Raw genomic sequence first — 24,957 nt, forward strand, 5'->3', positions numbered from 1 at the left:
TTCCAAATGGATGCGAAACTTATATAAAGATCGATCGGATCTGCTTCCAGATTGGTTAGGATGCTATCTCGCTTGGAAACAATATCGAAAACGAAGGAATTGCTGATGGAATACAGCAAGACATTGACATTATCTTAAGCGGCAATCAGCGGTTGACGGCGGCTCCGGACAGATGGGGCGCGGATGCAGGATTGCTTGGAATTCCTTATATTTCAATGAATTGTTGCAAAAGGAGTCCTATGGTGGCAGTGGGTAAGTTGAATGAATGTATCTCAACTTAATTAAGAAGAAGATAAATTTTTCTGAAATAATATATGAATATTAATTAACAGAATATTCTGTTTTATAATATTGCGAATTATAAAACGGCTAAAAGGATCAACAACATTCAGATCAATGGGAGGGAGGAAAATGAAAGTTGGAAAGATTGCCGTAATTGGATCGGGAGTGATGGGGCAAGGAATTGCATATGTCGCCGCAGTTGGAGGATTCCAAGTGACATTGCATGACATAAAACGGGAGGCTATGGCTCGCGCCCTTCAGAGCATCCAGCGGGATTTAGAAGAAGGTGTGCGGAGAGGAAAGCTTGTGCAAGAGGAAGCGGATGCAGCGCTGAGAAGGATCCGATTGTCCGAAAGCCTCACCGATGCGGTAAAGGATGCCGATTTGGTTATCGAAGCCGTATTGGAACTGATGGATCTCAAGATTGATATTTTTCGTCAATTGGATGAGATCTGTCCATCACATACGATTCTTGCTACCAATACATCGACCATGAGTCCGACGGAAATTGCCGCTGGCACTCGCAGGGCAGACCGTTGTGTGGCAATGCATTTCTTTAATCCTGTTCCGAAAATGAAGCTCGCCGAGATTATTCGCGGCATGGATACTTCGGATCAGACAGTTGAAATTGTGCGGGCTGTCGCTGAACAAATGGGAAAGGAAACAGTCGAGGTTAATGAGTTCCCGGGATTTGTGGCAGGACGAATCAGTGCTCTTGTTGGAAACGAAGCAATGTATATGTTGATGGAGGGCGTCGCCAGCGCCGAAGATATTGACAAGGCAATCAAACTCGGACTTGGTTATCCGATGGGACCGCTCGAGCTTGCCGATCTGGTTGGATTGGACACCCGGTTGAGAAACCTTGAGTACCTGTATAAAACGCTTGGGGAGAAATACCGTCCGTGCCCGCTTTTGCTCAAGTATGTCAAAGCCGGCCGGCTGGGAAAGAAAAGTGGGCGGGGAATTTTTGAATATGATAAGAATGGTCAGAAGCGGCCGTCCAGAAGGTAACTAACTACGCAAGAAAGGAGAGAAAAATATGGATTTCATGCTTCCGGAAGAGATTGAATCGCTGCGCCAAATTGTCAGAGAATTCGTTGAGAAAGAAGTGGAGCCTATAGCTCATCTGATTGAGGAGAATGATGAAATCCCTCCGAAAGTGGTTGAGAAAGCAAAAAAAATGGGGCTGTTCGGCCTCAGTATTCCTGAAGAGTACGGGGGGCTTGGGCTTGGCATGGTCGGAAAGTGCGCGATATACGAAGAATTAGGAAAGACACATAATGGTTTCACCACTCTGATCGGGGCGCACACCGGCATCGGCACGGTCGGCATTGTGGAAATGGGAAACGAGGAGCAGAAACGGCGTTATTTGCCGAAAATGGCAACTGGGGAATGGATCGGAGCATTTGCCCTGACAGAACCAAGCGCGGGTTCGAATGCGACTAATCTTAAAACAACCGCTGTTCGAAAAGGGGATCGTTACATCATAAACGGCTCGAAACATTACATCACCAATGCTAGGGACGCCCACGTGTTTACGGTTATGGCGGTCACTGATCCGAACAAGGGACCGAAAGGAATCACGTCCTTTATTGTTGAAAAAGACTTTCCTGGATTTATTATTGGGAAAACAGAAAAAAAGATGGGACTCCGGGGCTCCCATTCTTGTGAACTGTTCTTTGAAGACCTTGAAGTTCCTGTGGAAAACCGCTTGGGCGAAGAAGGAGAGGGGTATGTTAACGCTTTGAAAATCTTGGCCAACGGGCGTGCCGGGCTTGCCGCAAGAAACCTTGGTTCCTGCCAGTATCTGCTGGATAAATCAGTGCAATACGCAATGGAAAGAGAACAATTCGGCAAGCCGATCATCGAACAACAGGCAATCCTCCATATGTTGGCCGACATGGCGATGGAAATTGAGACGCTGCGCTGGATGACATACCGGGTGGCCTGGATGACTGATCAGGGCATGAATGTGATTAAAGAAGCAGCAATGGTGAAGCTGTATGGTTCTGAAGTATACAACCGGGTTGCGGACAGGGCTGTGCAAGTGCATGGCGGGCTTGGATATATCGCGGAATATCCGATCGAGCGTTTTTATCGAGATGCAAGAATCACAAGAATTTACGAGGGGACTTCCGAAATACAACGCAATATTATCGGAGCTCAGTTAATTAAGGAATACCGCCTTAAGTATTCACCTGTGAGAAGGTAGAAAGTGATAGAGGTTCTGGTTCATCAGTTGTGAGAAACAATAACACGTAGTTTTGGTGAAATGAGCGTATGATTTCGTTCGGCAGATCGGGTGTCATGATTTTACCAGTCGAACAGAATATGAAGAAGCAAGGGAGATTGTTGCGGCTATGTCCCTAGATAACGGGCGGATTGTGAATGGAATTAGCGATTTCTCAAAGGCGTAACGATGTGGTAAAGGGAGGGAGAATAAGAATAATGACTGGAGTTGTGATTGTAGACGCTGTACGTACAGCGATCGGAAAAATGGGCGGCACGTTAAAAAATGTAGAAGTGGATTATCTAGCTGCCAAGGTGATTGACGAAGTTCTCAAGAGAAACGGAATAGAAGGCTCCGAAGTTGACGAAGTGATCATGGGGCAAGCTAAGCAAAGTACCGATGCGCCAAATATGGCTCGTGTTGCATTGCTTCGTGCGGGGCTGCCGGTGGAAGTTCCCGGGTATACGGTTCACCGCCAATGCGGATCAGGGCTACAGGCGATCAATAATGCGGCACAGCAAATTCAGTGCGGGCTTGCAAGCATCATTGTAGCAGGTGGAGCGGAAAGCATGAGCACAGCACCGTATTATATTCGAGGCGCACGGTACGGCCTTGAAGCAGGCAACGGCCTCTTGCTGGATCCGAATACAGAAAGCCAACCTCGTTCTCAACCGCCCGAAATCTATGGAAAGGATTTGACGATGGGACTCACGGCGGAAATTTTAGCTGAAAAATATCAAATCAGCCGGCAAGAGCAGGATGAATTTGCTTTCCTCAGTCAAAGCCGGGCTGCCTATGCGATTTCGTCTGGTAAATTTGAAAATGAAATTGTGCCTTTTGAGGTCAAGCTAAAAAAAGAAATGATCCATTTTAAGATTGATGAGCATCCGCGTCTGACTCCGGTTGAGAAATTACTCACCTTGCCTCCAGTCTTTAAAAAAGATGGGACGGTAACTGCCGGGAACTCCAGTGGTCGGAATGACGGTGCCGCAGCGGTTTTAGTCATGTCGGAGATAGAGGCGGAGAAACGAGGTCTTAAGCCGAAAGCACGGATCCTCGCACAGGCTGTGTCTGGAGTGTCGCCGGAAATTATGGGAATCGGGCCGGTGCCAGCGACTCGTAAGGCTTTGAAAATGGCCGGATTGCAGTTAGAAGACATTGACCTGATTGAGTTGAACGAAGCGTTTGCAGCTCAATCCCTCGCCGTCATTAAAGAATTGGGCCTGAGACTGGAAAAGGTAAACGTAAACGGCGGAGCTATCGCATTAGGGCATCCTGTTGGTGCGACCGGCGCTATCTTGATGACTAAACTGATCCATGAAATGGAGCGGCGGGGTTCGCGTTACGGACTGGTCACCCTGTGCATCGGAGGCGGTCAGGGAATCACCACCATTGTTGAAAACCTGCGGCGATAATATGTCAATGAGAAATCACGATTGTGTCCACCTCCTTGGTAGTTGGTTTGAGCCGATGCATATGCTATCCAAGGTGGTGGATTTTTTATTCGTTATGCGTTTTGTCCACGTTCTTGGAAATAAACGCTGCTTTTTGCCGTAAAAAACGGTTTTGCGAGAATGCTATGCTGGCAGCTTATGATGACAGCGATGCGGAAGTGTTCGCTCCAAAATGTGACGAGCAGTTGCATAGTAAGAAAGAATCTGCGCCAAGCTGGCAAGCCATTAACGCCCTTAGCTTGACGAAAAAGGCTAAGGGCGCTTGGCATAAAAGGGTTAGCTAATAATAAATTCAAAGCTCCCAAATATTTTTACTTCTTTTCCAACAAGGAATCCGCCTGTTTCAAGGGTCGCATTCCATGTCAAGCCATAATCTTCGCGGTTAATTTTTCCTTCGACATCAAAGCCGGCGATGATGTTTCCAGTCATCGGATTTTTCGACTGTCCGTTAAATTCGACTTTGAATGTTTCTGTTTTGGTCACATCTTTGATCGTTAACCGGCCTGTTACTTCATACTCATGATCGGAAACTTTTTTAACAGCATCGCTGATAAACGTAATCGTCGGATAATTTTCCACATCGAAAAAGTCCGCTGAACGAAGGTGATTGTCTCTGTCTTCATTTTTTGTATCAACCGAAGCTGCTTGAATCGTTGCCGTTACTTTTGCGGATTCGAGCTGGTGGATGTCCCCTTCCACTTTAATGTCAAATTCGCTGAACTCTCCTCTTGCTTTAGCAACCATCATATGCTTTACCTGAAAAGTTATGGAACTATGAACTTTGTCTAATTGAAAATTTGCCATTATTTCTTCTCCCTTCCTTATTGTTTTGATATCATCATAACCGAAAATTATCTCGAATTCAAATATTTTTTATTTAAAATAAAAAGTTTTTTAGTTAGTTTCGAAAAGAATCATGGCACAGTATTGTGGCCCTTCTCCATTTTTATTTTGGCGGTGCTGCTAATATGTATCGCTTTTTTTGGTAGCGGATGCATGGTAACATTAAATTAAGCGTGATGCCGGATAATAGAGAGGAAGAATAATCATGATGAAGCAGTTGAGCATTTTAGCAAAAATTGAAAATCAAATGGAACGATTTTCACGGGCGGAAAAAAAGATTGCAACATATATTATGGAACATGCGGAACTTGTGCCGAATATGACAACGAAGGAACTGTCAAGAAACGCGGGAGCCAGTGAGGCGAGTGTCGTGCGGTTTTGCAAAGCGATCGGCATTGGCAGCTTTACCGCGTTAAAACTGGCGCTTGTTCGTGAATTAACGATCGCGGATATGAACATTAACGATTTTTCGATCATCGACAAAAAAGATACTCCGTACGATTTATTCAATAAAGTGACCTATGTCAATAAAGCGGCGGTCGAAGCGACGACCACAACGATTGATAAACGTGAGTTGGAAAAAGCGGCAGAAGCAATGGTGAAGGCGAGAAAAATTTTATTTTATGGAGTCGGAGGTTCAGCTGCTTCCGCGATGGATGCGTGTTACAAATTTACGAAGCTTGGTTATGTGTCGGTGATGTCTCCCGATTTTCATACGATGCTTCCGCTTGTTGCCAATTTAGAGGAAGGGGATGTGTTTGTCGCGATTTCCACATCGGGAAGAACAAAAGATGTGCTGGAAATTGTGAGGTTTGCCAAAAAACATGCTGCCACGGTGATTGCCATTACCAAACTCGATACGTCGTCACCGTTGTATAAGGAGGCGGATATCAAGCTATGCCTTCCGGATGTCGAGCAAGACCATCGCATCGGAAGTATGGCATCACGAATGACACAATTGAATATTATTGACGCGCTTTATTTAATTACATTCCACCGAATGGGAAGCCTTGTTTTAGATAAATTTCATGAAACAAGAGAAGAAGTAGTCCGGTTGCGGAGATAAATCACGTTGATGGAAGCGGGCAGTCGATGCCCGCTTTTCTCCTTTTTTATATAAAATTTTTTTGAAAATGGAAGAATAGATTGATATTTTATTTCATAATTATATAATTAATTTAAGAAATAAAATTTCAAAAAGATGAAGAAGGTGACAAGATTGCTAGAACGCTTAACAACCGAACAACGAAATAACAAAACGCAGAACTTAGATGAAATGACGACGAAAGAAATTTTGCAAGTGATGAACGAAGAAGATAAAACAGTGGCGATTGCCGTTTCGAAAGAATTAACCCAAATCGAAAAACTTGTGCAAAAAGTGATTGCATCTTTCCGGCAGGGGGGCCGGCTCATTTATATGGGTGCTGGCACGAGCGGGCGCCTTGGCATTTTAGATGCGGTGGAGTGCCCGCCGACATTCGGGACGGAAAAAGAGATGGTACAAGGGTTGATCGCGGGAGGTTTGGAGGCGTTCACAAATGCGGTGGAAGGGGCGGAAGATAATGAGGAACTGGCGGTAAGAGATTTACAGTCGATCGGATTGACGGAGAAAGACATCGTTATTGGCATCGCGGCAAGCGGACGAACGCCGTATGTGATCAGCGGGCTTCGATATGCCAAACAAATCGGCGCTGCCACAGGAAGCATTGCCTGCAATAAGGAGGCGGAAATGAGCAAATATGCCGATATCAGCGTGGAAGTGGAAACAGGCCCGGAAATTTTAACAGGGTCCACCCGTCTTAAAGCAGGTACGGCACAAAAGATGGTATTAAATATGATTTCCACCGCTTCCATGATTGGAATCGGAAAAGTGTATAAAAACTTAATGGTTGACGTGCAAGCGACTAATGTTAAATTAAAAGAACGAGCCAAACGAATTATTATGCAGGCTGCCGATGTGGATGCCAAAACGGCGGAGCGATATTACGAAGCGGCACGAGGACATGTGAAAACGGCGATTGTCATGATTTTATTGCAATGCAGCTATGAAGAAGCGGAAAAGCGCCTGCAAAAAGCGAATGGATTTGTCCGCCGGGCGCTTCAGTAAAAGAGGAAAGGGAGAGGTTGAAATGAAACGGGAACGGCAAATGGCTATGGAAATATTAGAACGGCTTGGAGGAAAAGAAAATATTGCGCGCATCGCTCATTGCATGACGAGAGTGAGAGTGTCGCTATATGATCATCAAAAGGCGGATATCGCAGGACTTAAAAATATTGATGGGGTGATGGGAGTCATTGAAGATGAAACGCTGCAAATCGTTGTTGGCCCTGGAGTCGTTAACAAAGTAGCGGCCGCGCTTTGCGAATTGACGGGGTTGGAACTTGGGGAAGTGAGCAAAGAAGATATTGCAGCCCAGACAAAAGCCGAGATACAAAAGCGCAACCAAACGCCGTTTAAACGGTTGTTGCGCAAAATCGGCAGCATTTTTATCCCGCTTATACCTGGACTTGTTGCATCGGGAATCATAAACGGAATCGCTAATTTTGCCAAAAACGCTGGTGCTGATCCAACGGAAACATGGCTGCAGCTGTTATTGATTATTGGCGGCGGCATTTTCGCTTCGCTTGGCATTTTAGTCGGATATAATACGGCCAAAGAGTTTGGCGGCACCCCTGTATTAGGAGCGATTGCCGGAATTTTAGTGTTTAACCCGGCGCTTGCCGATGTGAAACTATTTGGGGAAGCGCTTACGCCGGGACGGGGTGGATTGTTTGCGGTGATGTTGGCGGCGTGGCTGATGGCGGTCATTGAAAAGCGCGTCCGCAAATTTGTTCCAAATGCGGTCGATATTATTGTAACGCCGCTTGTCACCGTGTTAGTCGTATGTTTGTTTACGCTCGTTGCCGTTCAGCCGTTTGCCGGATGGTTGTCTTTAGGGATTACGAGCGGAATCAAAGCGGTGTTGGATATTGGCGGTGCGGTTGCCGGCGCTGTATTGGCGGGAACGTTTTTGCCGCTCGTGATGGTTGGGTTGCATCACGGTTTGACGCCAATTCATATGGAATTTATTAATAAAATCGGTTCTACACCTATTCTTCCGATTTTGGCGATGGCAGGGGCAGGCCAGGTAGGCGCAGCGATCGCGATTTTCGTCAAAACGAAAAACAAGCGGCTTCGCAATATTATAAAAGGGGCGCTGCCAGTTGGATTTTTAGGAATTGGTGAGCCGTTGTTGTACGGAGTCACACTGCCATTGGGAAGACCATTTTTAACCGCGTGCCTCGGCGCAGCGGTCGGCGGCGCGTTTCAGGCGGTAATGAAAACGGCCGCGCTTGGAATAGGTGTATCGGGGTTATCGCTTATTCCGTTAATTGCGGATAATAAATATATGCTGTATTTCGCAGGGTTGTTTATTTCGTATGTGTTTGGCTTCATTTTTACGTATTTCTTCGGCTTTAAAGAAGAAATGGCGGAAAACATTTAGTTGTAGGAGGCGTTTATGTTTTATCTGTCTTTTTACTTCACGGAACCGATGGAGCAAATTGAAAAACGGTTTCAACAGGCAAATTACTTCGGATGCAGGGAGATGTTTACATCGCTTCACATTCCTGAAGATGACCTTGCCATTTATCGCAAGCGGTTGCAAGAAATCGGACAGTTAGCGAAACAGTATGAAGTCGGGATCGTCGCTGATGTTACTCCGGCTTCTTTGGCCAAAATCGGGAAAGATGGCGGCCATCTTGATGGGCTTGTCAGTTCAGGAATCAGCGGACTCCGATTGGATGACGGGTTTTCCGTTGAAGAGGCAGCGCAGCTTTCCCATCAAATCAAAGTCGTTTTTAATGCAAGCACAATGACGGAGGAAGAATGTGACAAGCTTATTGCTTGTAATGCCAATTGGAATCATCTCGAAGCGTGGCATAATTTTTATCCGCGTCCGGAAACGGGGCTGGCGAAAGAAACGGTGATTCGCAAAAACAAGATGCTGCGCCGGAAAGGAATACGAACGATCGCCGCATTTATTCCGGGAAATAAAGAAAAACGGGGGCCGCTTTATCAAGGTCTCCCGACGCTGGAAGCGCACCGGAACATCGAACCGCTTTGTGCGTACGCGGAATTAGTGCGGGATTGCGGCGTAAATAAAGTATTTGTCGGTGATGGTTCGATGACAGAGGAGGCGCTGGCGCGAATGAAGGAGTTTTGTGATGGCGTCATTCCGCTTCGTTATCGGCCGCTCATCCGACAACATGAGCTGCTTTCCATGATCGAAACGGTTCATACGAACCGACGCGATGCGGCAAGGGATGTCATCCGCTCGCGCGAATCCCGTTTATCTTTCTTGTGGCCAAAGCATTTGATGGAGCCAGCATGTACGATCGAAAGACAAAAAGGCAGTGTTACAATGGATAATATTCGATATGGAAGATATGCTGGCGAACTGCAAATCACATTAACGGATCTTCCGGCAGATGATAAAGTCAATGTGATTGGACGAATTATCGAAGAAGACCTTCCTCTCCTTGCGTACGTCGGAGGAGGGCAACGGTTTCGCCTTGTACAAGTCATATAAAGCGCATGACCACCGATATCGGTGGTTTTTCACTTTTTTTCATAGAAGTCGAAGTCTCTCTTCCCTCTAAACGGAGGAATTCATCAAACAAACGTAAAAAAATAGCTGATAGAAGAAAGAGAATCTCTACCGTATTGGCAAATCTTAATGAAGAATAATGAAAAAGAACGATGCTATAATGAAAATAGGAGATATCAAGAAAATGGCGGTGATAAATATGTTATCACAACAAGAAATACTTGATGAATTGTCCAAAAACTTAGGAGTATGGAAAGAAAAATACGGTGTAAAGCGTATTGGTTTGTTCGGCTCGTATAGCCGGGGGGAACAAAAGGATTTTAGTGACATTGATGTGTTAGTGGAATTTGTGGATAATGCTATGACATTCGACAACTATATGGATTTAAAATTTCATCTCGAAGATCGTTTTCAAAAGCCGGTGGATTTAGTCATTTTAGATGACATTAAACCAGCATTAAAATCGAGTATTTTAAGGAGTGCTAAGTATGCAGAGGAATCCTAAAGTCTTTTTAGAGGATATTCTTTCAGCAGCCAATAAAATACAGAAATATACGAAAAACATGGACTATGAAGCATTTCTAGATAATGAACTTGTGTGTGATGCAGTTATTAAGAATATATTGGTGATTGGTGAAGCGACAAAAAACATTCCAGAACAAATCAGACAGGCAAATCCGCATATCGAATGGAGAAAAATGTCTGGAATGCGCGATATGATGATTCATGGTTATTTTTCTATTAATTATCGCATTGTATGGGATGTGGTAATCAATAAAATCCCAACACTAAAACAGGAAATCGAAAAATTGTTAAAAGAAATGAATGATTAAAACTATTATTAGAAAAAGGATTTTTTTGGGAATATAACAAATAGAATATCAACTAGCTTGTCGATCAAGTTCTGATTATCCTCTTTTTTTATTAGAAAAAAAGGATGGGGATGGAAGGAAACAAGATGAGAGGGGAGACTGTCTACCGCAGAATTATTGCTGGAGTGCCTCTAACAGGGGGGGATAATGGTCCCTCCAAAACTTGCCTTCAAAGGCCCAGCTATTTTTTGATTTCCATATAAAAAGCAGTTAAAAATTTCCGCACGTTAATTCGGCACTTCGTTGTTTTTTCTCCCGCTTCAAGTTCCTTCATACGCCTACGGATCTCTGCAAAATCAAAAAGCCGGGGAGCGAAATGCTCAAAAGTAGGATTCGTATAATCCGTGAGCCCGAGGGAAGATAAATGGGTAAAAGCTTGCAGCACAATGCGGCGAATGCGTTGTTCCATAGCGCGAACTTCTTTTTGTATTGCTGATTCATCATCATAAGGGGCGTGCGTTTGCCGCACAAGTTCTGTATATAATTCTTTTAAAGGCGGAAGTTCGTGAATCGTCTGCCCTTGTTTTTCTTTTTCCGCCAGCCAGCGCATGATAAGCAATAAATCTGACGCTCCCGATTCCCCGGCAATGCCCAACAGAAGAAGGAGATGCTGCGCTTGTTGTTCCAATTGTGTTTGTTTGTTTTGCTGCAAAGGGGAAGGAGGGGTATTCGCTTGATCTAACGTCTGCAACAGCTGCCGAATCGAATGAAGAGAGTGAGAGATGGAGATATGTTCCGCTACCCGCTTCAATACCGCCACCACTTCGTGGCGGTTAATCGGCTTTTGAATGTACGTATCGACGCCGTGAAGATATGCTTGTCCAACCATTTCCTTATTTTCTACTTGAGAAATCATGACAAACTGTCCAGTAAACCCTTCTTCTTTTAATTTTTTCATCGTTTGAATGCCATCGCGTCCCGGCATTAGCAAATCAATAAGCACTACGTCGACGGAATACAATTGGTCTGCTGATACGTCCAAGCCGTCTTCCGCTTGGCCAACAACTTCCCCGAGCTGGTTTTCCGTAATAATTTTTTCAAGCATTTTGCGCACGGCGGCGTCGTCCTCAATCAGAAAAAAACGAAGAGGCATTACTTGCATTCCTCCTTTCGCAGCAGCTGACCGGTAGGAATGGCCAGACGAAATATGGTTTGTCCGGGTTTGCTGCTGACAAGCTGTATATGTCCATGAAGGCTTTGCACAATGTCCCGCGCATGGGTGAGGCCGATGCCCGTTGACGGGTTTCCATGTGGATCGTATTTTGTTGTAAAGCCAGGATGAAAAATCCAGTCAACATCTTCCTTTGTAATGCCTATTCCAGAGTCCGTCACCTCAAAAACGAGGTCGCTTTGCTCCAATTTTGCCTGCAGATGAATTGATCCGGACGACGGAATGGCTTCCACGGCATTAGCAACTAAGTTGTTTAATACAGAGAGCAAGGCGTAAACGTGGTCGGTCGATAAATCCACTTGGCACTCCTGAGTGAACTGAATGTTTTTTCCTAATAGCTCAGCATATTTTTGGTTAGCGCGCATGACCATTCCGCAAAGTTCGCTGATTGGAAGGCGGCGCCGCAACGGTTCTTGTCCAATTAATTTCGATAAACCTGAAAAAATGCGCTGCACATCCTTTTTTACTTCATGAATATGCTCGGCGATATAGAGCGCGGAATGTGGCTCGACTTTTTTTCCTTCCACGAGAAGCGAGTACAGATCATAACTTTTCCGGGTAATTTCTTCGATGTATGCAATTGATTTTTGCAAGTAGAATGTTTCCTCATATAGTCCCGTATTAATCATCATAAGGCGTTCCAGTTCCTGCTGCCGCGCTTCTCCTATGGCGCGAAGATGCCTTATCATTAAAATGTTGTATAGGCCGATGACGCAGAAGCTCCGCAAAATGCCAAACAACAACATCATCGCAATGGTTTGGTATGTCAATGTGAACGGCTCGCCAAAGAAATCGCGAAAGAAAAGTTCGACGGCATTGGAAGTAAAATCAAGAACGGCGCCAAGCAATCCGGCGCGAATCGGAAACTCCATAAAACGGCGGAAGTTAATGATTCTGGCCATCAACGCGAAACTAATGTAATAAAACGCAGCCGGTATATGGACGAGAAGGCTATCAGACAATGTCGCTTGCCCTGTCAGCATGTCAAGAGCGACGCGAAATCCGGCTACGAACAATCCTGCACAAATACCGATGAAGATCGGCGAAACCGTTGCAAATGAAATAAGGCCGAAAAAAAATACGGCGCTGCCTAATGAAAAGCGGAACGAACTATCAAACGGCTTAACTTTCATTTCTCCCAAGAAAGCGGTAGCCAATATAAGAAACGCTACGATCAAAAGCTGTTCACGCATGGTTTTCCCATTTTTCACACATTTCTCACCATCCCCTTTTTTCTATTATACAACAGATTGGGATGGAATTTTATTTGTCGTTTATTTTTCCATGAACATATGAATCCGTTTAACGCTGTTTATATTCGAGCCTTCTGGAAACAAGGGATAATGAATAATTGACGACAAAATACATGAGCGCGACGAGAATAAAAATCGGTATCACATAATTGACATTTCTTCCATTAATGATTTGCGCATGGTTCATCAATTCTGGAAGAGCGATCACGATTGCTAACGACGTGTCTTTCAGCAGCGAAATAAATTGGCTGACAATCGGCGGCACCATGCGGCGCAATGCTTGCGGCAAGATGATATACCATAACGTTTGGATATAAGTGAGCCCTGATGAGCGCGCCGCTTCGATTTGCCCTTTGTCAATCGAATTTAAGCCGCCGCGGACGATTTCCGACAGCATCGCTGATTCAAAAACAACGAGGGCGACAATGGCCGCGTAAAATTTATCCAGCTTTAATCCTACTTCTGGCAGCGCGAAATATGTAAAGAAAATAATTAAGAGAAGCGGAAGATTGCGAATCGTTTCAACGATGACAGCGAATATTTGCGAAATGCCAGGGATTTTTGTATAGCGTATAACACCGATGATAATCCCGAAAATAAAGCTAAAAATAATGGAGATAAACGCAACTTCCAATGTCACTAAAAATCCTTGCAGCAAAAAGGCGAGATGCGCTGGGGAGTATGCGCCGACAAAGTCCATCTGTCCTTACCTCCTTGAATTATCGGCTTTTTGCCAAGCGGCGTTCCAAATATCCAACGCCAAGGCTTAGCGGTATTGTCAGTACAAGGTAAAACAATGCGACGAAAATGTAAACATCAAATGTCACAAATGTTTCCGATGAGATTAAGTCACCAAAATACATGAGGTCAAGTCCGGCGATGACACCCAAAACGGACGAGTTTTTCACAAGATTAATAAATTGGTTGCCAAGCGGCGGAATGACTATTTTGATCGCCTGCGGCAAGATGATATAGCGCATCGTCTGCAAATAAGTCAATCCGGATGAGCGCGCTGCCTCCGTTTGCCCTTTTGGAACAGCGAGGATTCCTGAACGGATGACTTCGGCGATAAATGCGGCAGTGTACACCGTCAAGCCTAACGTGCCCGCAGTAAATGGGGCAAAGCGGATACCGATGGCGGGCAGACCGACAAAAAAAACAAAGACGATTAAAACAAGCGGAATGTTGCGGATAAATTCGACATAGGCCGCTCCAAACCAATTTAGCGGGCGGATCGGCGCAATCCGGAAAATCGCGATAATGATGCCAATAATTAAGCTTCCGATAAGAGCGAGGACGCTTGCTTTTAACGTATTGGCAAACCCTTGCATATACATATCCCAATGCTCGAACAAAATCGAATATCTTAACATGATGCTCCCACCTCTTTCCTGTCTGAAGATGAAACAGATGAGCGAAACAGGAAACGCTCATCTGTTCGTTCATGATTATTGTTGCGGTTTTTTTCCAATCCATTTTTCGTAAATTTTGTCGTACTCGCCGTTTTCTTTAATTTCCTTTAAGTACTCGTTAATGACTTGCAAAAATTCTGTGTCCCCTTTGCGGACGGCGATGCCATACGGTTCTTCGGTAAACGTTTCGTCAAGAACGCGGTAGTTTGGATCTTGTTTTGCCATCCCTAAAAGCAAAGCGTTATCTGTCGTGAGGGCGTCGCCTTGCCCTGCTTTTAGCGCCGTGAACGCTTCGGCGTAGTTTTCAAATTCTAATACATTTACTTGCGGCGCTGCTTTGCGGATGTTTTGCGCGGAAGTAGAGCCTTTTGCCGTCAGCACGGTCATTCCTTTTTTCAAATCTTTCACGCTGTTGATCTTGCTGTCTTTTTTGACAAGCAACGATTGGCCGGCCATGAAATACACATCGGAGAAATCGACTTCTTTTTTCCGTTCTTCGGTGATGGTCATCGTCGCGATAATCGCGTCAATTTCGCCATTATTCAGCATTGGAATCCGCGTTTTGGATGTTACTTCTTTAAGTTCAATTTTATTTTCGTCACCGAGAATTTTTTTCGCCAATCCTTTGGCGATATCGATATCAAACCCTTCTACTTCTCCAGTTTCCGGATTTTTCAAACCGAACAAGTTCAAGTCATATTTGACGCCGACAACCAGTTTGCCGCGTTTTTTGATTTTCTCTAACGTGTTTGTTTCAGATGATGTTTTCGTCGAGCCATCCCCTTTGTTAGTCGTTGATGATTCGCTGCCACATCCGGCTAATACAGTAATGCTTAACAGAGCGGTAAGCGCCAATGCCATCCACATTTTCCAGATCGTTTTTCTTTTCATTAAAAAACCCCCTTTGTTTGATTCCAATGTTTTTATTAATGGTTAAGAATGCGGCGCAAAAATACTTTGGCACGCTCTTCTTTCGGATTAGAGAAAAATTCTTCCGGCGGAGCTTCTTCCAAAATGCGCCCTTGATCCATAAAGACGATGCGGTCCGCGACTTCACGGGCAAATCCCATTTCGTGCGTGACGACGACCATCGTCATGCCCTCTTTTGCCAATTGTTTCATGACGTCAAGCACTTCGCCGATCGTTTCCGGGTCAAGCGCGGATGTCGGCTCGTCAAATAACATAATTTTCGGCTTCATCGCCAATCCTCTGGCGATCGCGACGCGCTGCTGCTGACCGCCTGACAATTCGGACGGATAGGCGTTGGCTTTGTCCGGGATTCCGACTTTTTCTAAGTAGTACATTGCAGTTTCTTTCGCTTCTTTCTCTGGGATGCGGAGCACTTTCATCGGCGCCAGCGTAATGTTTTGCAATACGGTCATATGAGGATATAAATTGAAATGTTGAAACACCATGCCGATATTGCGCCGCAGCTGGTTAATGTCAATGTTTTTGTCATTGACTTTGACGTTATCGACGATTAATTCCCCGCTTGTAATCGTTTCCAAACGGTTGATGCAACGGACTAATGTGCTTTTTCCGGAACCGGACGGGCCGATAATTACGACGACTTCCCCTTGGTGAATGGTTAAGTTAATATCTTTCAGCACGTGAAAATCGCCGTAATATTTGTTCACTTGATGAAAATAAATCAATAAACCCCCCTCCTTTTTTGTGAATAAATAGTTTATTTTTTCTTAATTTATTGTAAATGCCGCCTACTGAAATCTACTAAAATCGACGAAAATCTTCTGCATATCCATATGAAGCAGCGGGATATTTACAAAATTTCCTTTTATTATAAATAGAAAAAGTATTATAATGATTGTGTACGTTATTGATTGTCAACTCTTTTTGAAAGGGGAGCGAAAAAGATGAAATACCGGAAGCTTGGAAGAACGGGGTTAAAAGTAAGTGAAATTAGTTTAGGCAGCTGGCTTACATATGGCAATTCGGTTGAAAAAGAAACGGCGATCCGCGTCATTGATAAAGCGTATGAGTTGGGAATCAACTCGTTTGACACGGCAAATGTGTACGCGAAAGGGGAAGCGGAAAAAATCGTCGGCGAAGCGTTGCGCAAGTATCCGCGCGAATCATACGTATTGGCGACGAAAGTGTATTGGCCGATGGGGGACGGCCCAAACGACCGCGGCTTGTCGCGGAAACATGTGTTTGAGCAGCTTCACGCCAGCTTGAAGCGCCTGCAGTTAGATTACGTTGATATTTATTATTGTCATCGCTATGATAGTGAAACACCGATCGATGAAACATTGCGCACGATTGATGACCTTGTCCGTCAAGGAAAAGTATTGTATGTCGGTGTCAGTGAATGGACGGCCCAGCAAATTCAAGAAGCGCTTGGCACGGCCGATAAATATTTATTGGACCGCATCGTCGTCAACCAGCCGCAATACAACATGTTCCACCGTTACATTGAAAAAGAAATTATTCCTGTCTGCGAACAAAACGGCATTAGCCAAATCGTTTTCTCGCCGCTGGCGCAAGGGGTGCTGACCGGGAAATATAAACGCGGGCAAAAAGCGCCGGAAGGAAGCCGGGCGAGCGATCCGAAGTCAAATCAGTTTATAAACGACTTACTAAAAGAAGAAATTCTTGCTAAAGTAGAACAACTGGAAAAAGTGGCCGCCGAGCTCGGCATCACCCTGTCCCAGCTGGCGCTTGCATGGGTATTGCGCCAGCCGAACGTCGCAAGCGCGTTAATTGGCGCAAGCCGGCCGGAACAAGTGGAAGAAAACGTCAAAGCCGTAGATGTCCAATTAACAGAAGATGTGCTTGCGAAAATTGAACAAATTCTTGCATAGGCTAAAAAAGAGGCAAGCGGGAGGCTTGCTTCTTTTTTTGTGGCCGGCAGGCCGATGTAAAGGATTTCTCTTGCCCGCAGCGAAAAATATGAAAAAGAAAGATGAAGGAGGGAATTTAGCATGGGCGGCAGCGTGTATGGCTGTGAAGAAATCGTGTTGCGTGCCGATCAGACGTTAAAAGAAGCGGTGCAGCTGTTTATCTGCTATGAGATAAACGAAATTCCGGTAATCGACCATCAGCGCCGGGAGATAGGTCGGTTGACATGGAAGATGCTACTAAAAGCGTTGGCGGACAAATGGGATGATGATACAACAATAAAGGCTCTATGGAACGCACAGGAAACGGCAGTGGAACATATAGAAGAACAGCCGGCCGATGTTCTGTCCAAAAGCGATACGTCCGTTTCGGAGTTGATCACCGAGATCCAGCAGCTGAAACTGGAATTGCAAGAGGCACATAGCATGGTGGAGATGATGAAAACTGTTCTTGATTCGGCATATGAAGGAATCGCTGTCGTGGACGCGCAAGGCATTATTCGGGAAATAAATAAGGCATATTGTCAGTTTCTCGGCATTCGCAGGGAAGACGCAATCGGAAAACATGTAACAGAAGTCATTGAAAATACGAGATTGCATATTTGTATTGAATCGGGTATCCCAGAAAGAGGATTTATTCAAAAAATTTTTGATCAGCCAATGGTTGTGCATCGCATTCCAATTTGGCGAGAAGGAAAAGTGGTCGGGGCAATTGGGATGCTTATTTTTCAAGGAGTTTCGGAAGTGTATCAAATTTTTCAGCGAGTACAAGAGCTATCGCGTCAAGCGAGTCAAAAAGAAAGGCAGATAAAACGTGCGGCTTCTCCAAAAAAACAAATTTCAGGTTTGGATAGCATTGTCGGTCGCAGCCCAGCGATAGCGGAAATAAAACAAATGGTGAGAAGAGCAGCACGTGTGCCATCTACTGTGTTAATTACCGGAGAAAGCGGAACGGGAAAAGAAGTGCTAGCGAAAGCGATTCACCAATCGAGTCCGTACGTTGACGGCAATTTTGTCAGCGTCAACTGTGCAGCAATTCCTGAATCGCTTCTCGAAGCGGAATTGTTTGGCTACGAAGAGGGAGCGTTTACCGGAGCGAAAAAAGGTGGAAAGCCGGGAAAGTTCCAGCTTGCCCATAAAGGGACGTTATTTTTAGACGAAATAGGTGACATGCCGCTATATATGCAAGCAAAAATCCTGCGAGTGTTAGAAGAGAAAAAAGTGGAACGAGTCGGTGGCGTGGCGGAAATGGAGCTAGATGTTCGCATCATCGCCGCTACGAATAAAAATTTAGAGGAAATGGTACAAAAAGGCCAGTTTCGCGAAGACCTTTTCTACCGACTCAATATTATTCGCATTCATATTCCTGCTTTGCGGGAGCGAAAAATGGACATCCCTTATTTGCTTGCCTATCATATGGAAAGGATTTGTGAACAGTTCGGTTTAAAACAAAAAGAATTCACAAAAGAGGCAATGCAAGCGCTTATGGATTATTCGTGGCCGGGAAATATTCGCGAGCTTGTCAATGTAGTGGAATGGTTGGTTGGAATGGTGGACGGGCAAAAAATCGAAAAGGAGCACTTACCTTCCCATATTCTTTCTTCTGCTTTGTTTATAAAAAACAGTCATGAAAGGGAAGAAAGAAAAAACAGCATTGAGCAAACAGATGCTCATTGGCAGGACATTGTTGATTATTATGAACGTGAAAAAATCAAGCAAGCATTAATTGAGGAAAAGGGAAATAAAGCTGCGGCAGCGAGAAAACTTGGCATGCATCGGTCTACACTTTATGAAAAACTAAAAAAATATAATCTATAAATACGTTGGAATAATGTACAAATATGTATGGAATATGTCGGGGAGTTGTCGGGGCATCATTGCAGCGATAAAAAACTGAATATTTAAACTATAAGAAAAACAATGAAGATTCCGGTTTGGCATGATTTTTGCATGATTATCCTGTTGAAAGCGTTATCAAAAAAAGGAGGAGAAACAATGTCACAAGTGTATCAACTTCTCATGCCGAACCGGATTTTATATGGACGCGGTGCTTTTAACGAAATCGGGAATCAGGCGCGTCTACTCGGGAACAAAGTGCTGATTATCAGCGATCCAGTCATGGAGAAGCTCGGCAATGTCGCATGTTGTGAAGATCATTTACGAAAAAAAGCGCTTCCATTTGCCAAGTATACAGGGGTAGATACGGAGCCGACCGATATTCATGTTAAGGAAGCGCTCGAAGTTTGCCGCCAAGAGCAGTGTGATGTCATCATTGCCATTGGCGGAGGAAGCAGTATTGATACGGCAAAAGCGGTAGCAGTCATGATGGTGAATGAAGGAACGATTAGCGACTATGTGGGCAACGCCAAGCCGTTTGCGAACAAACCGCTTCCGCTCATTGCCGTTCCGACGACTGCAGGCACCGGTTCCGAGATCACGAAAGTTACAGTTATTATTGACACGAAAACGGACGTCAAAATGATGATTTCCCAGCCGGAATTATTGCCGGCTGTGGCGATTGTCGATCCGCTGTTAACCGTCTCATGCCCGCCGCCGGTTACCGCAGCAACAGGGATAGATGCGTTATGCCATGCGATCGAAGCCTATATTTCGCGGCGCGCCCATCCAGTGACTGACGTGTTGGCGCTATCGGCGATCGAAGCGATCATGGGAAATTTGCGCCAAGCGTATGAAAACGGCAACGATATTGCTGCGCGTGAGAAGATGGCAATCGGCGCGATGGTGGCAGGTGCTGCATTTTCCAATGCCTCAGTGACGCTTGTCCACGGGATGTCACGGCCGATCGGTGCACTCTTTCATGTTCCGCACGGCGTGTCGAACGCGATGCTGCTGCCGGGAGTGCTGGAATTTACAAAAGAGAGCGCGAAAGAAAGACTGGCGGCGATCGCCCGTCTGATCAAGCCGGAAGCAAAGAACGCCTCCGATGAAGAAGCGGCCGATGCGCTTATTTTGGAAGTGAAGCAGCTCTGCCGGGATCTCCATATTCCAAATATGAAAACATGGGGAATTGAAAAAGAACAATTTGACAAGGCTGTTGATAAAATGGCAGCTGATGCGCTAGCGAGCGGCAGCCCGGAAAATAACCCAAGAGTTCCAACCCATGAAGAAATTGTGCAACTCTATCATTTTTGCTATGATTATGATTTTCGTTCCACGCATTCAATATCGATCTAGTCAAAGAAAGGGGTTAATAGGGGAAGGGGAGAAAAGGTGATGGATCTTCTTGTTATCATTCTTGCTTTAGCATTGTTAATGTTAATTGCTTACAGGGGATTTTCTGTTATTCTTTTTGCACCGCTGTGTGCATTGCTGGCGGTCATTCTTACGGAGCCCGGCTACGCGCTGCCGTTTTTCTCGAATATTTTTATGGAAAAAATGGTTGGTTTTATCAAGCTTTATTTTCCTGTTTTCTTATTAGGGGCTATTTTTGGAAAATTGGTCGAAATGTCGGGAGTAGCATCATCGATTGCCAAAATTATTATTCAATTAGTTGGAGCCAAACGATCCATTTTAGCTATTGTTTTAATGTGCGCCATCTTAACTTACAGTGGGGTCAGCCTGTTTGTTGTCGCATTTGCTGTTTATCCTTTTGCTGCCAACCTTTTTCGTGAAGCGAATATTCCTAAACGGTTAATTCCAGGAACGATTGCTTTAGGGTCTTTATCGTTTACGATGGACGCTCTGCCAGGGACACCACAAATTCAAAACGTGATTCCTACATCTTTTTTTAAAACGGATATCTATGCTGCCCCAACGTTGGGAATCATCGGTTCCATTTTCATCTTCGTTCTTGGAATACTGTATTTGGAATCTCGGCGCAAAAAAGCGGAAGCAGCTGGCGAAGGGTATTACGGGTTTGACGATCCACGTTCAGAAATGGCTACCGCAGCAGAAGCAGAGGCGCTTCCCGACCATTTATCAGAAGGGACAACAAGTAAAGCGCGTCAATGGTTAGCCTTTTTGCCTCTTATTTTAGTAGGTGTGATGAATAAGTTTTTTACGGTAAATATTCCAAAATGGTATCCTAATGGTTTTGATTTTACCAAGATTGGCTTAAAAGAATTTGGAACGGTGGAACTTCCTAAAGTGGTTGGAATCTGGTCTGTCGAATTGGCGCTGGTGATCGGTATTGTCGCTACGATTGCTTATAATTGGAAAGGCATCGTGCAAGGGTTTAAAAACGGCGTAAATGCCAGCATTGGCGGCGCTTTATTGGCTGCCATGAATACAGGTTCAGAGTATGGATTTGGCGGTGTCATTGCAGCGTTGCCAGGATTTAGTATAGTTCGTGAAGGGATTTCTCATACTTTTACAAACCCATTGGTAAATGGGGCGGTAACGACGAACGTTTTAGCGGGGATTACCGGTTCTGCTTCTGGTGGAATGGGGATTGCTCTTAGTGCTATGGGGGAGAAGTATGTGGAAATGGCAACCAATTATGATATTCCGCTAGAAGTGATGCATCGCGTTGTGGCGATGGCTTCCGGGGGCATGGATTCCCTTCCGCATAATGGAGCAGTAATTACGCTTCTTGCTGTCACAGGATTGACTCACCGGCAGTCTTATCGAGATATTTTTGCGATCACTATCATTAAGACCATTGCTTGTTTCTTTGTGATTGTTGTGTACAGTTTAACCGGACTTGTTTAACAAACAAAATTGAAGGAGGAATGAATAATGTCTTCAGCGACTACTGTACAAACATTGAAAAACTTTATAGGTGGACAATGGGTAGAATCTTCTTCAGGAAAGGTAGAACTCGTTCCTAATCCGGCTACTGGAGAAGCGTTGGCTTATGTTCCAATTTCTTCACGGGAAGAATTAGATCAAGCGGTTGCAGCAGCAAAAGAAGCATTTAAAACATGGAGCAAAGTGCCTGTACCGCGCCGCGCCCGCATTTTGTTCCGCTACCAGCAGCTTCTTGTTGAGCATTGGGAAGAGTTAGCTCGCCTTGTTACATTAGAAAACGGCAAAAGCTATGATGAAGCATATGGTGAAGTTCAGCGTGGGATCGAATGCGTAGAGTTTGCTGCGGGAGTTCCTACTTTAATGATGGGGCAGCAGCTTCCAGACATTGCGACGGGGATCGAATCAGGCATGTACCGCTATCCGCTTGGCGTCGTTGCCGGAATTACGCCTTTTAATTTCCCGATGATGGTCCCATGCTGGATGTTTCCTTTGGCGATTGCCTGCGGAAATACGTTTGTGCTGAAACCGTCTGAACGCACGCCGATGTTAGCCAACCGTTTAGCTGAACTATTTACGGAAGCCGGTCTTCCTGCAGGCGTCCTAAATATTGTTCATGGAGCGCATGATGTCGTTAATGGAATTTTAGAGCATAAAGATATTAAAGCGGTTTCTTTCGTCGGTTCACAGCCGGTCGCCGAGTATGTATATAAAACGGCGGCCGCACATGGAAAACGGGTGCAAGCTTTGGCAGGTGCAAAAAACCATTCCATTGTTATGCCAGATGCTGATTTGGATTATGCCGTTACCAACATTATTAATGCCGCGTTTGGCTCGGCAGGGGAACGCTGCATGGCATGCGCAGTAGTAGTGGCCGTCGGCGATATTGCGGATGAACTTGTGGAACGTTTAAAGAAAGCAGCCGATGAGATACAAATCGGCAACGGTTTACAGAAGGACGTCTTTTTAGGTCCTGTCATTCGCCAGTCGCATAAAGAACGGACGATTAAATATATCGAAATCGGCGAAAAAGAAGGAGCGCTGCTTGTTCGCGACGGCCGCCGCGATTCTGCTACAAGCGGAGAAGGCTACTTTATCGGGCCAACGATTTTTGACCATGTGAAGCCGGGCATGACGATTTGGACAGATGAAATTTTCGCTCCTGTCTTGTCGGTTGTTCGGGCTCGAGATTTAGATGAAGCCATTCAAATTGCCAACAAGTCTGAATTTGCCAACGGCGCATGCATTTACACGGACAGCGCGAAAGCGATCCGTCAATTCCGTGAAGAAATCGATGCCGGCATGCTCGGTGTCAATGTGGCAGTCCCGGCGCCAATGGCGTTTTTCCCATTCTCTGGTTATAAAAATTCTTTCTATGGAGACCTTCATGCAAATGGCCGTGACGGCGTTGAATTTTACACGCGCAAAAAAATGGTGACAGCAAGATACTGAAGCCGTAATGATAATAGTTAGGCAGAAAGAGGCTGTCTCAAAAGGTCGGTTTAGACGACCTTTTGAGAGTAGCCTCTGTTTCTTTTTCTTACCATTTGGTTATTTATTCCTTTTTTGAGGCAGGAATTTCTCCTTATTTCCGAATTTTATCCTATTTTTTCCTTGTTGGGTCGGTCGTTGTGGCCCACTTTCTCAAATTGTGGGCAGCACAAACTAGACCCCACTCCAAGGTAATTTTTGGGAGGCCTCTCAATGAAAACCGATGAAATTGCTGATTATGCTTGATTTGCCCAAACACCGGCTCGTTTTCGATTTGCCGTCTTCGATATGTCGTCGCCCCTTCTTCCGTGGACAGCCGTTTCCGGATTTCTTGCCGTTGTTGTTGATTTTTCAAGGAAACGCGGATGGTTTTCGTGTCTTTGCCTTTGGCACATGCTGCTTGAAACGGGCATCCGGCACATGCTGTACAACGATACGTCCGTTTGACGATGACGTACCCGTTGTCGGTCGTTTCCTTCCGTTTATACACAAACACCAGCCGTTCCCCTTTCGCGCAAATCCACTCATCCAATTCCTCATCGTACGTCATGTTCTCGATTCGGCCGATCTCTTTCGCCCACGCTTTCGTTTGTTCCCGGTCCAATGTGTTGTACTTGATCAGCGCGACGATCTGCTTTTTCTCGCAGTACGTGTAGTTCTCCTCACTCCCATAGGCGGAATCCGCAATCGCTCGTTTAGGCATGGGACGCCCATAGGCGGCCAATTGCTCCAAATGTGGAATGAAGCATCCGGCATCCCCCGCCCGTTGATGCACGCTAAATCCAGTGATGAATTGGTTCTCTGTCCCTATCTGCACATTATATCCCGGTTTGAGCTGGCCGTTTTTCATATGGTCGTCTTTCATCCGCATAAACGTCGCATCGGGGTCCGTTTTCGAAAAACTGTTTCGTTCGCCTAACACTTTTTTGTATTCTTCATATTTTTTCTTACGGGGGAGAATGTCTTGTTCCAATTGCTGTTTTGCTTTCTTTAACGTGCGATTCTTCGGCTCTTTCTTTAGATGTTCTTCCACTTGTTCGATCACGGCTTCGATCTTTTCAGACGTGATCGGTGAAGCTTCCAGCTTTTCTTGAAAATCTCCTTCTTGTTCCGACTCTTCATCCTCTTTTACCACCTGTTCGATCGAGGCTACGATTTTCCGGAATTTCTCCTCCAACTTCTGATCGTACTTTTCCGTTGATTTGCGCCAAACGAACGTGTACTTGTTGGCGCTGGCCTCGATTTTCGTTCCATCCAGAAAGTAATCCTCTAGTTTGACCAACCCTTCTTGACGCAGAAGATCGACAATGGAGAAAAACGTTTCGTAAATGATGTCCTTCATCCGTTCCGACCGAAATCGGTTGATGGTGCGGAAATCCGGTGTTTGATGGCCGGATAGCCACATAAAATAAATGTTTTCTTTCAATTGCTTGGCGATTTGGCGAGAGGAATAGATCCGATTGGCGTAGGCATACAGGATGACTTTCAACATCATTTTCGGATGATAGGCTGGGCGGCCTCCGCCGGGATAGAGGGAAACGAGCAGAGCTGGATCCATTTTTTCCACGGCTAGATCCACGATCCGGCAAAGATGATGTTTGGGAATGAGAATTTCAAGATCCATTGGCAAAATGAGTTGATCTCGGTTATAATAAATGTACATAAGAAAACCGTCCTTTCTTGGTAGGGTTGTGGTGACTCTATTATACCAAAAAAGGAACGGTTTTCTTCTTTTTTTGCCCAAAAAAGTGCCCCAAAAGCGAACGCTATGCGAACACTTTTGGGACATCCTCTT

The 24,957-nt window shown here is 45.1% G+C and carries 22 protein-coding genes; 14 read left to right on the plus strand and 8 right to left on the minus strand.

Going from position 1 to position 24,957, the window contains the following annotated elements; genetic code table 11:
* Positions 1-411 precede the first annotated feature (411 nt).
* From AOT13_RS11055 to AOT13_RS11065, 3 genes are all read left to right on the plus strand, one after another.
* Complete coding sequence (locus AOT13_RS11055) at positions 412-1,293, plus strand: 3-hydroxyacyl-CoA dehydrogenase (RefSeq protein WP_013401037.1); 882 nt, start codon at positions 412-414, stop codon at positions 1,291-1,293.
* Between the two features lie 28 nt (positions 1,294-1,321).
* Entirely contained in the window at positions 1,322-2,494 is a 1,173-nt protein-coding gene (locus tag AOT13_RS11060) for an acyl-CoA dehydrogenase family protein (protein ID WP_003251094.1), read from the plus strand.
* 236 nt (positions 2,495-2,730) lie between these two features.
* The gene (locus AOT13_RS11065) at positions 2,731-3,927 is read left to right on the plus strand and encodes a thiolase family protein (RefSeq protein WP_173662678.1); all 1,197 of its coding nucleotides are present in this window, start codon (positions 2,731-2,733) and stop codon (positions 3,925-3,927) included.
* Between the two features lie 315 nt (positions 3,928-4,242).
* On the opposite strand, the gene AOT13_RS11075 is transcribed toward AOT13_RS11065, so the two are convergent.
* Complete coding sequence (locus tag AOT13_RS11075; RefSeq protein WP_003251089.1) at positions 4,243-4,770, minus strand: YceI family protein; 528 nt, start codon at positions 4,768-4,770, stop codon at positions 4,243-4,245.
* Between the two features lie 247 nt (positions 4,771-5,017).
* Here AOT13_RS11075 and AOT13_RS11080 point away from each other — a divergent pair, with 247 nt between their 5' ends.
* From AOT13_RS11080 to AOT13_RS11105, 6 genes are all read left to right on the plus strand, one after another.
* Entirely contained in the window at positions 5,018-5,875 is an 858-nt protein-coding gene (locus AOT13_RS11080; RefSeq protein WP_003251086.1) for a MurR/RpiR family transcriptional regulator, read from the plus strand.
* A 153-nt stretch (positions 5,876-6,028) separates the two neighbouring features.
* Complete coding sequence (gene murQ / locus AOT13_RS11085) at positions 6,029-6,916, plus strand: N-acetylmuramic acid 6-phosphate etherase (protein ID WP_003251084.1); 888 nt, start codon at positions 6,029-6,031, stop codon at positions 6,914-6,916.
* 22 nt (positions 6,917-6,938) lie between these two features.
* Positions 6,939-8,294 carry a PTS transporter subunit EIIC gene (locus AOT13_RS11090; protein ID WP_013401034.1) on the plus strand — a complete coding sequence of 452 codons (1,356 nt, stop codon included), beginning with the start codon at positions 6,939-6,941 and terminating at the stop codon, positions 8,292-8,294.
* 15 nt (positions 8,295-8,309) lie between these two features.
* Positions 8,310-9,380, plus strand: coding sequence for a DUF871 domain-containing protein (locus tag AOT13_RS11095; protein WP_003251081.1), 1,071 nt, complete (start codon positions 8,310-8,312; stop codon positions 9,378-9,380).
* Between the two features lie 202 nt (positions 9,381-9,582).
* Complete coding sequence (locus AOT13_RS11100; RefSeq protein ID WP_003251079.1) at positions 9,583-9,903, plus strand: nucleotidyltransferase family protein; 321 nt, start codon at positions 9,583-9,585, stop codon at positions 9,901-9,903.
* Complete coding sequence (locus tag AOT13_RS11105; protein WP_003251078.1) at positions 9,887-10,231, plus strand: HepT-like ribonuclease domain-containing protein; 345 nt, start codon at positions 9,887-9,889, stop codon at positions 10,229-10,231. The genes AOT13_RS11100 and AOT13_RS11105 overlap by 17 nt, the downstream gene beginning before the upstream one ends.
* Before the next feature lie 220 nt (positions 10,232-10,451).
* On the opposite strand, the gene AOT13_RS11110 is transcribed toward AOT13_RS11105, so the two are convergent.
* From AOT13_RS11110 to AOT13_RS11135, 6 genes are all read right to left on the minus strand, one after another.
* Positions 10,452-11,363, minus strand: a complete 912-nt coding sequence (locus AOT13_RS11110; protein WP_003251076.1) for a response regulator — start codon at positions 11,361-11,363, stop codon at positions 10,452-10,454.
* A complete protein-coding gene (locus AOT13_RS11115) occupies positions 11,363-12,634 on the minus strand; it encodes a sensor histidine kinase (protein ID WP_042385582.1) in 1,272 nt (423 codons plus the stop codon). The genes AOT13_RS11110 and AOT13_RS11115 overlap by 1 nt, the downstream gene beginning before the upstream one ends.
* A gap of 109 nt (positions 12,635-12,743) precedes the next feature.
* The gene (locus AOT13_RS11120) at positions 12,744-13,394 is read right to left on the minus strand and encodes an amino acid ABC transporter permease (protein ID WP_013877074.1); all 651 of its coding nucleotides are present in this window, start codon (positions 13,392-13,394) and stop codon (positions 12,744-12,746) included.
* Positions 13,395-13,413: 19 nt separating this feature from the next.
* Positions 13,414-14,067 (minus strand): amino acid ABC transporter permease, encoded by a 654-nt coding sequence (locus tag AOT13_RS11125; protein ID WP_042385526.1) that lies wholly within the window; start codon positions 14,065-14,067, stop codon positions 13,414-13,416.
* Positions 14,068-14,142: 75 nt separating this feature from the next.
* Complete coding sequence (locus AOT13_RS11130) at positions 14,143-14,997, minus strand: glutamate ABC transporter substrate-binding protein (RefSeq protein ID WP_042385522.1); 855 nt, start codon at positions 14,995-14,997, stop codon at positions 14,143-14,145.
* A gap of 35 nt (positions 14,998-15,032) precedes the next feature.
* Complete coding sequence (locus tag AOT13_RS11135) at positions 15,033-15,761, minus strand: amino acid ABC transporter ATP-binding protein (protein ID WP_003251064.1); 729 nt, start codon at positions 15,759-15,761, stop codon at positions 15,033-15,035.
* A 219-nt stretch (positions 15,762-15,980) separates the two neighbouring features.
* On the opposite strand from AOT13_RS11135, the gene AOT13_RS11140 reads away from it, so the two are divergent.
* The 5 genes from AOT13_RS11140 to AOT13_RS11160 all read left to right on the plus strand — a co-directional run bounded on the left by AOT13_RS11140 (position 15,981) and on the right by AOT13_RS11160 (position 23,123).
* The gene (locus AOT13_RS11140; RefSeq protein ID WP_013401030.1) at positions 15,981-16,928 is read left to right on the plus strand and encodes an aldo/keto reductase family protein; all 948 of its coding nucleotides are present in this window, start codon (positions 15,981-15,983) and stop codon (positions 16,926-16,928) included.
* 120 nt (positions 16,929-17,048) lie between these two features.
* Positions 17,049-18,782 (plus strand): sigma-54-dependent Fis family transcriptional regulator, encoded by a 1,734-nt coding sequence (locus AOT13_RS11145; RefSeq protein WP_013877072.1) that lies wholly within the window; start codon positions 17,049-17,051, stop codon positions 18,780-18,782.
* Positions 18,783-18,959: 177 nt separating this feature from the next.
* A complete protein-coding gene (locus AOT13_RS11150) occupies positions 18,960-20,159 on the plus strand; it encodes an iron-containing alcohol dehydrogenase (protein ID WP_013877071.1) in 1,200 nt (399 codons plus the stop codon).
* A 39-nt stretch (positions 20,160-20,198) separates the two neighbouring features.
* Positions 20,199-21,635 (plus strand): GntP family permease, encoded by a 1,437-nt coding sequence (locus AOT13_RS11155; protein WP_013877070.1) that lies wholly within the window; start codon positions 20,199-20,201, stop codon positions 21,633-21,635.
* 27 nt (positions 21,636-21,662) lie between these two features.
* Entirely contained in the window at positions 21,663-23,123 is a 1,461-nt protein-coding gene (locus AOT13_RS11160) for a CoA-acylating methylmalonate-semialdehyde dehydrogenase (RefSeq protein WP_003251057.1), read from the plus strand.
* Between the two features lie 151 nt (positions 23,124-23,274).
* Here the strand turns inward: AOT13_RS11160 and AOT13_RS11165 are convergent, their stop codons facing one another.
* The gene (locus AOT13_RS11165; RefSeq protein WP_013399800.1) at positions 23,275-24,825 is read right to left on the minus strand and encodes an IS1182 family transposase; all 1,551 of its coding nucleotides are present in this window, start codon (positions 24,823-24,825) and stop codon (positions 23,275-23,277) included.
* Positions 24,826-24,957: the final 132 nt, after the last annotated feature.

Origin of the sequence: Parageobacillus thermoglucosidasius, assembly GCF_001295365.1 — a bacterium.
Taxonomy (GTDB): Bacteria; Bacillota; Bacilli; order Bacillales; family Anoxybacillaceae; genus Parageobacillus; species Parageobacillus thermoglucosidasius.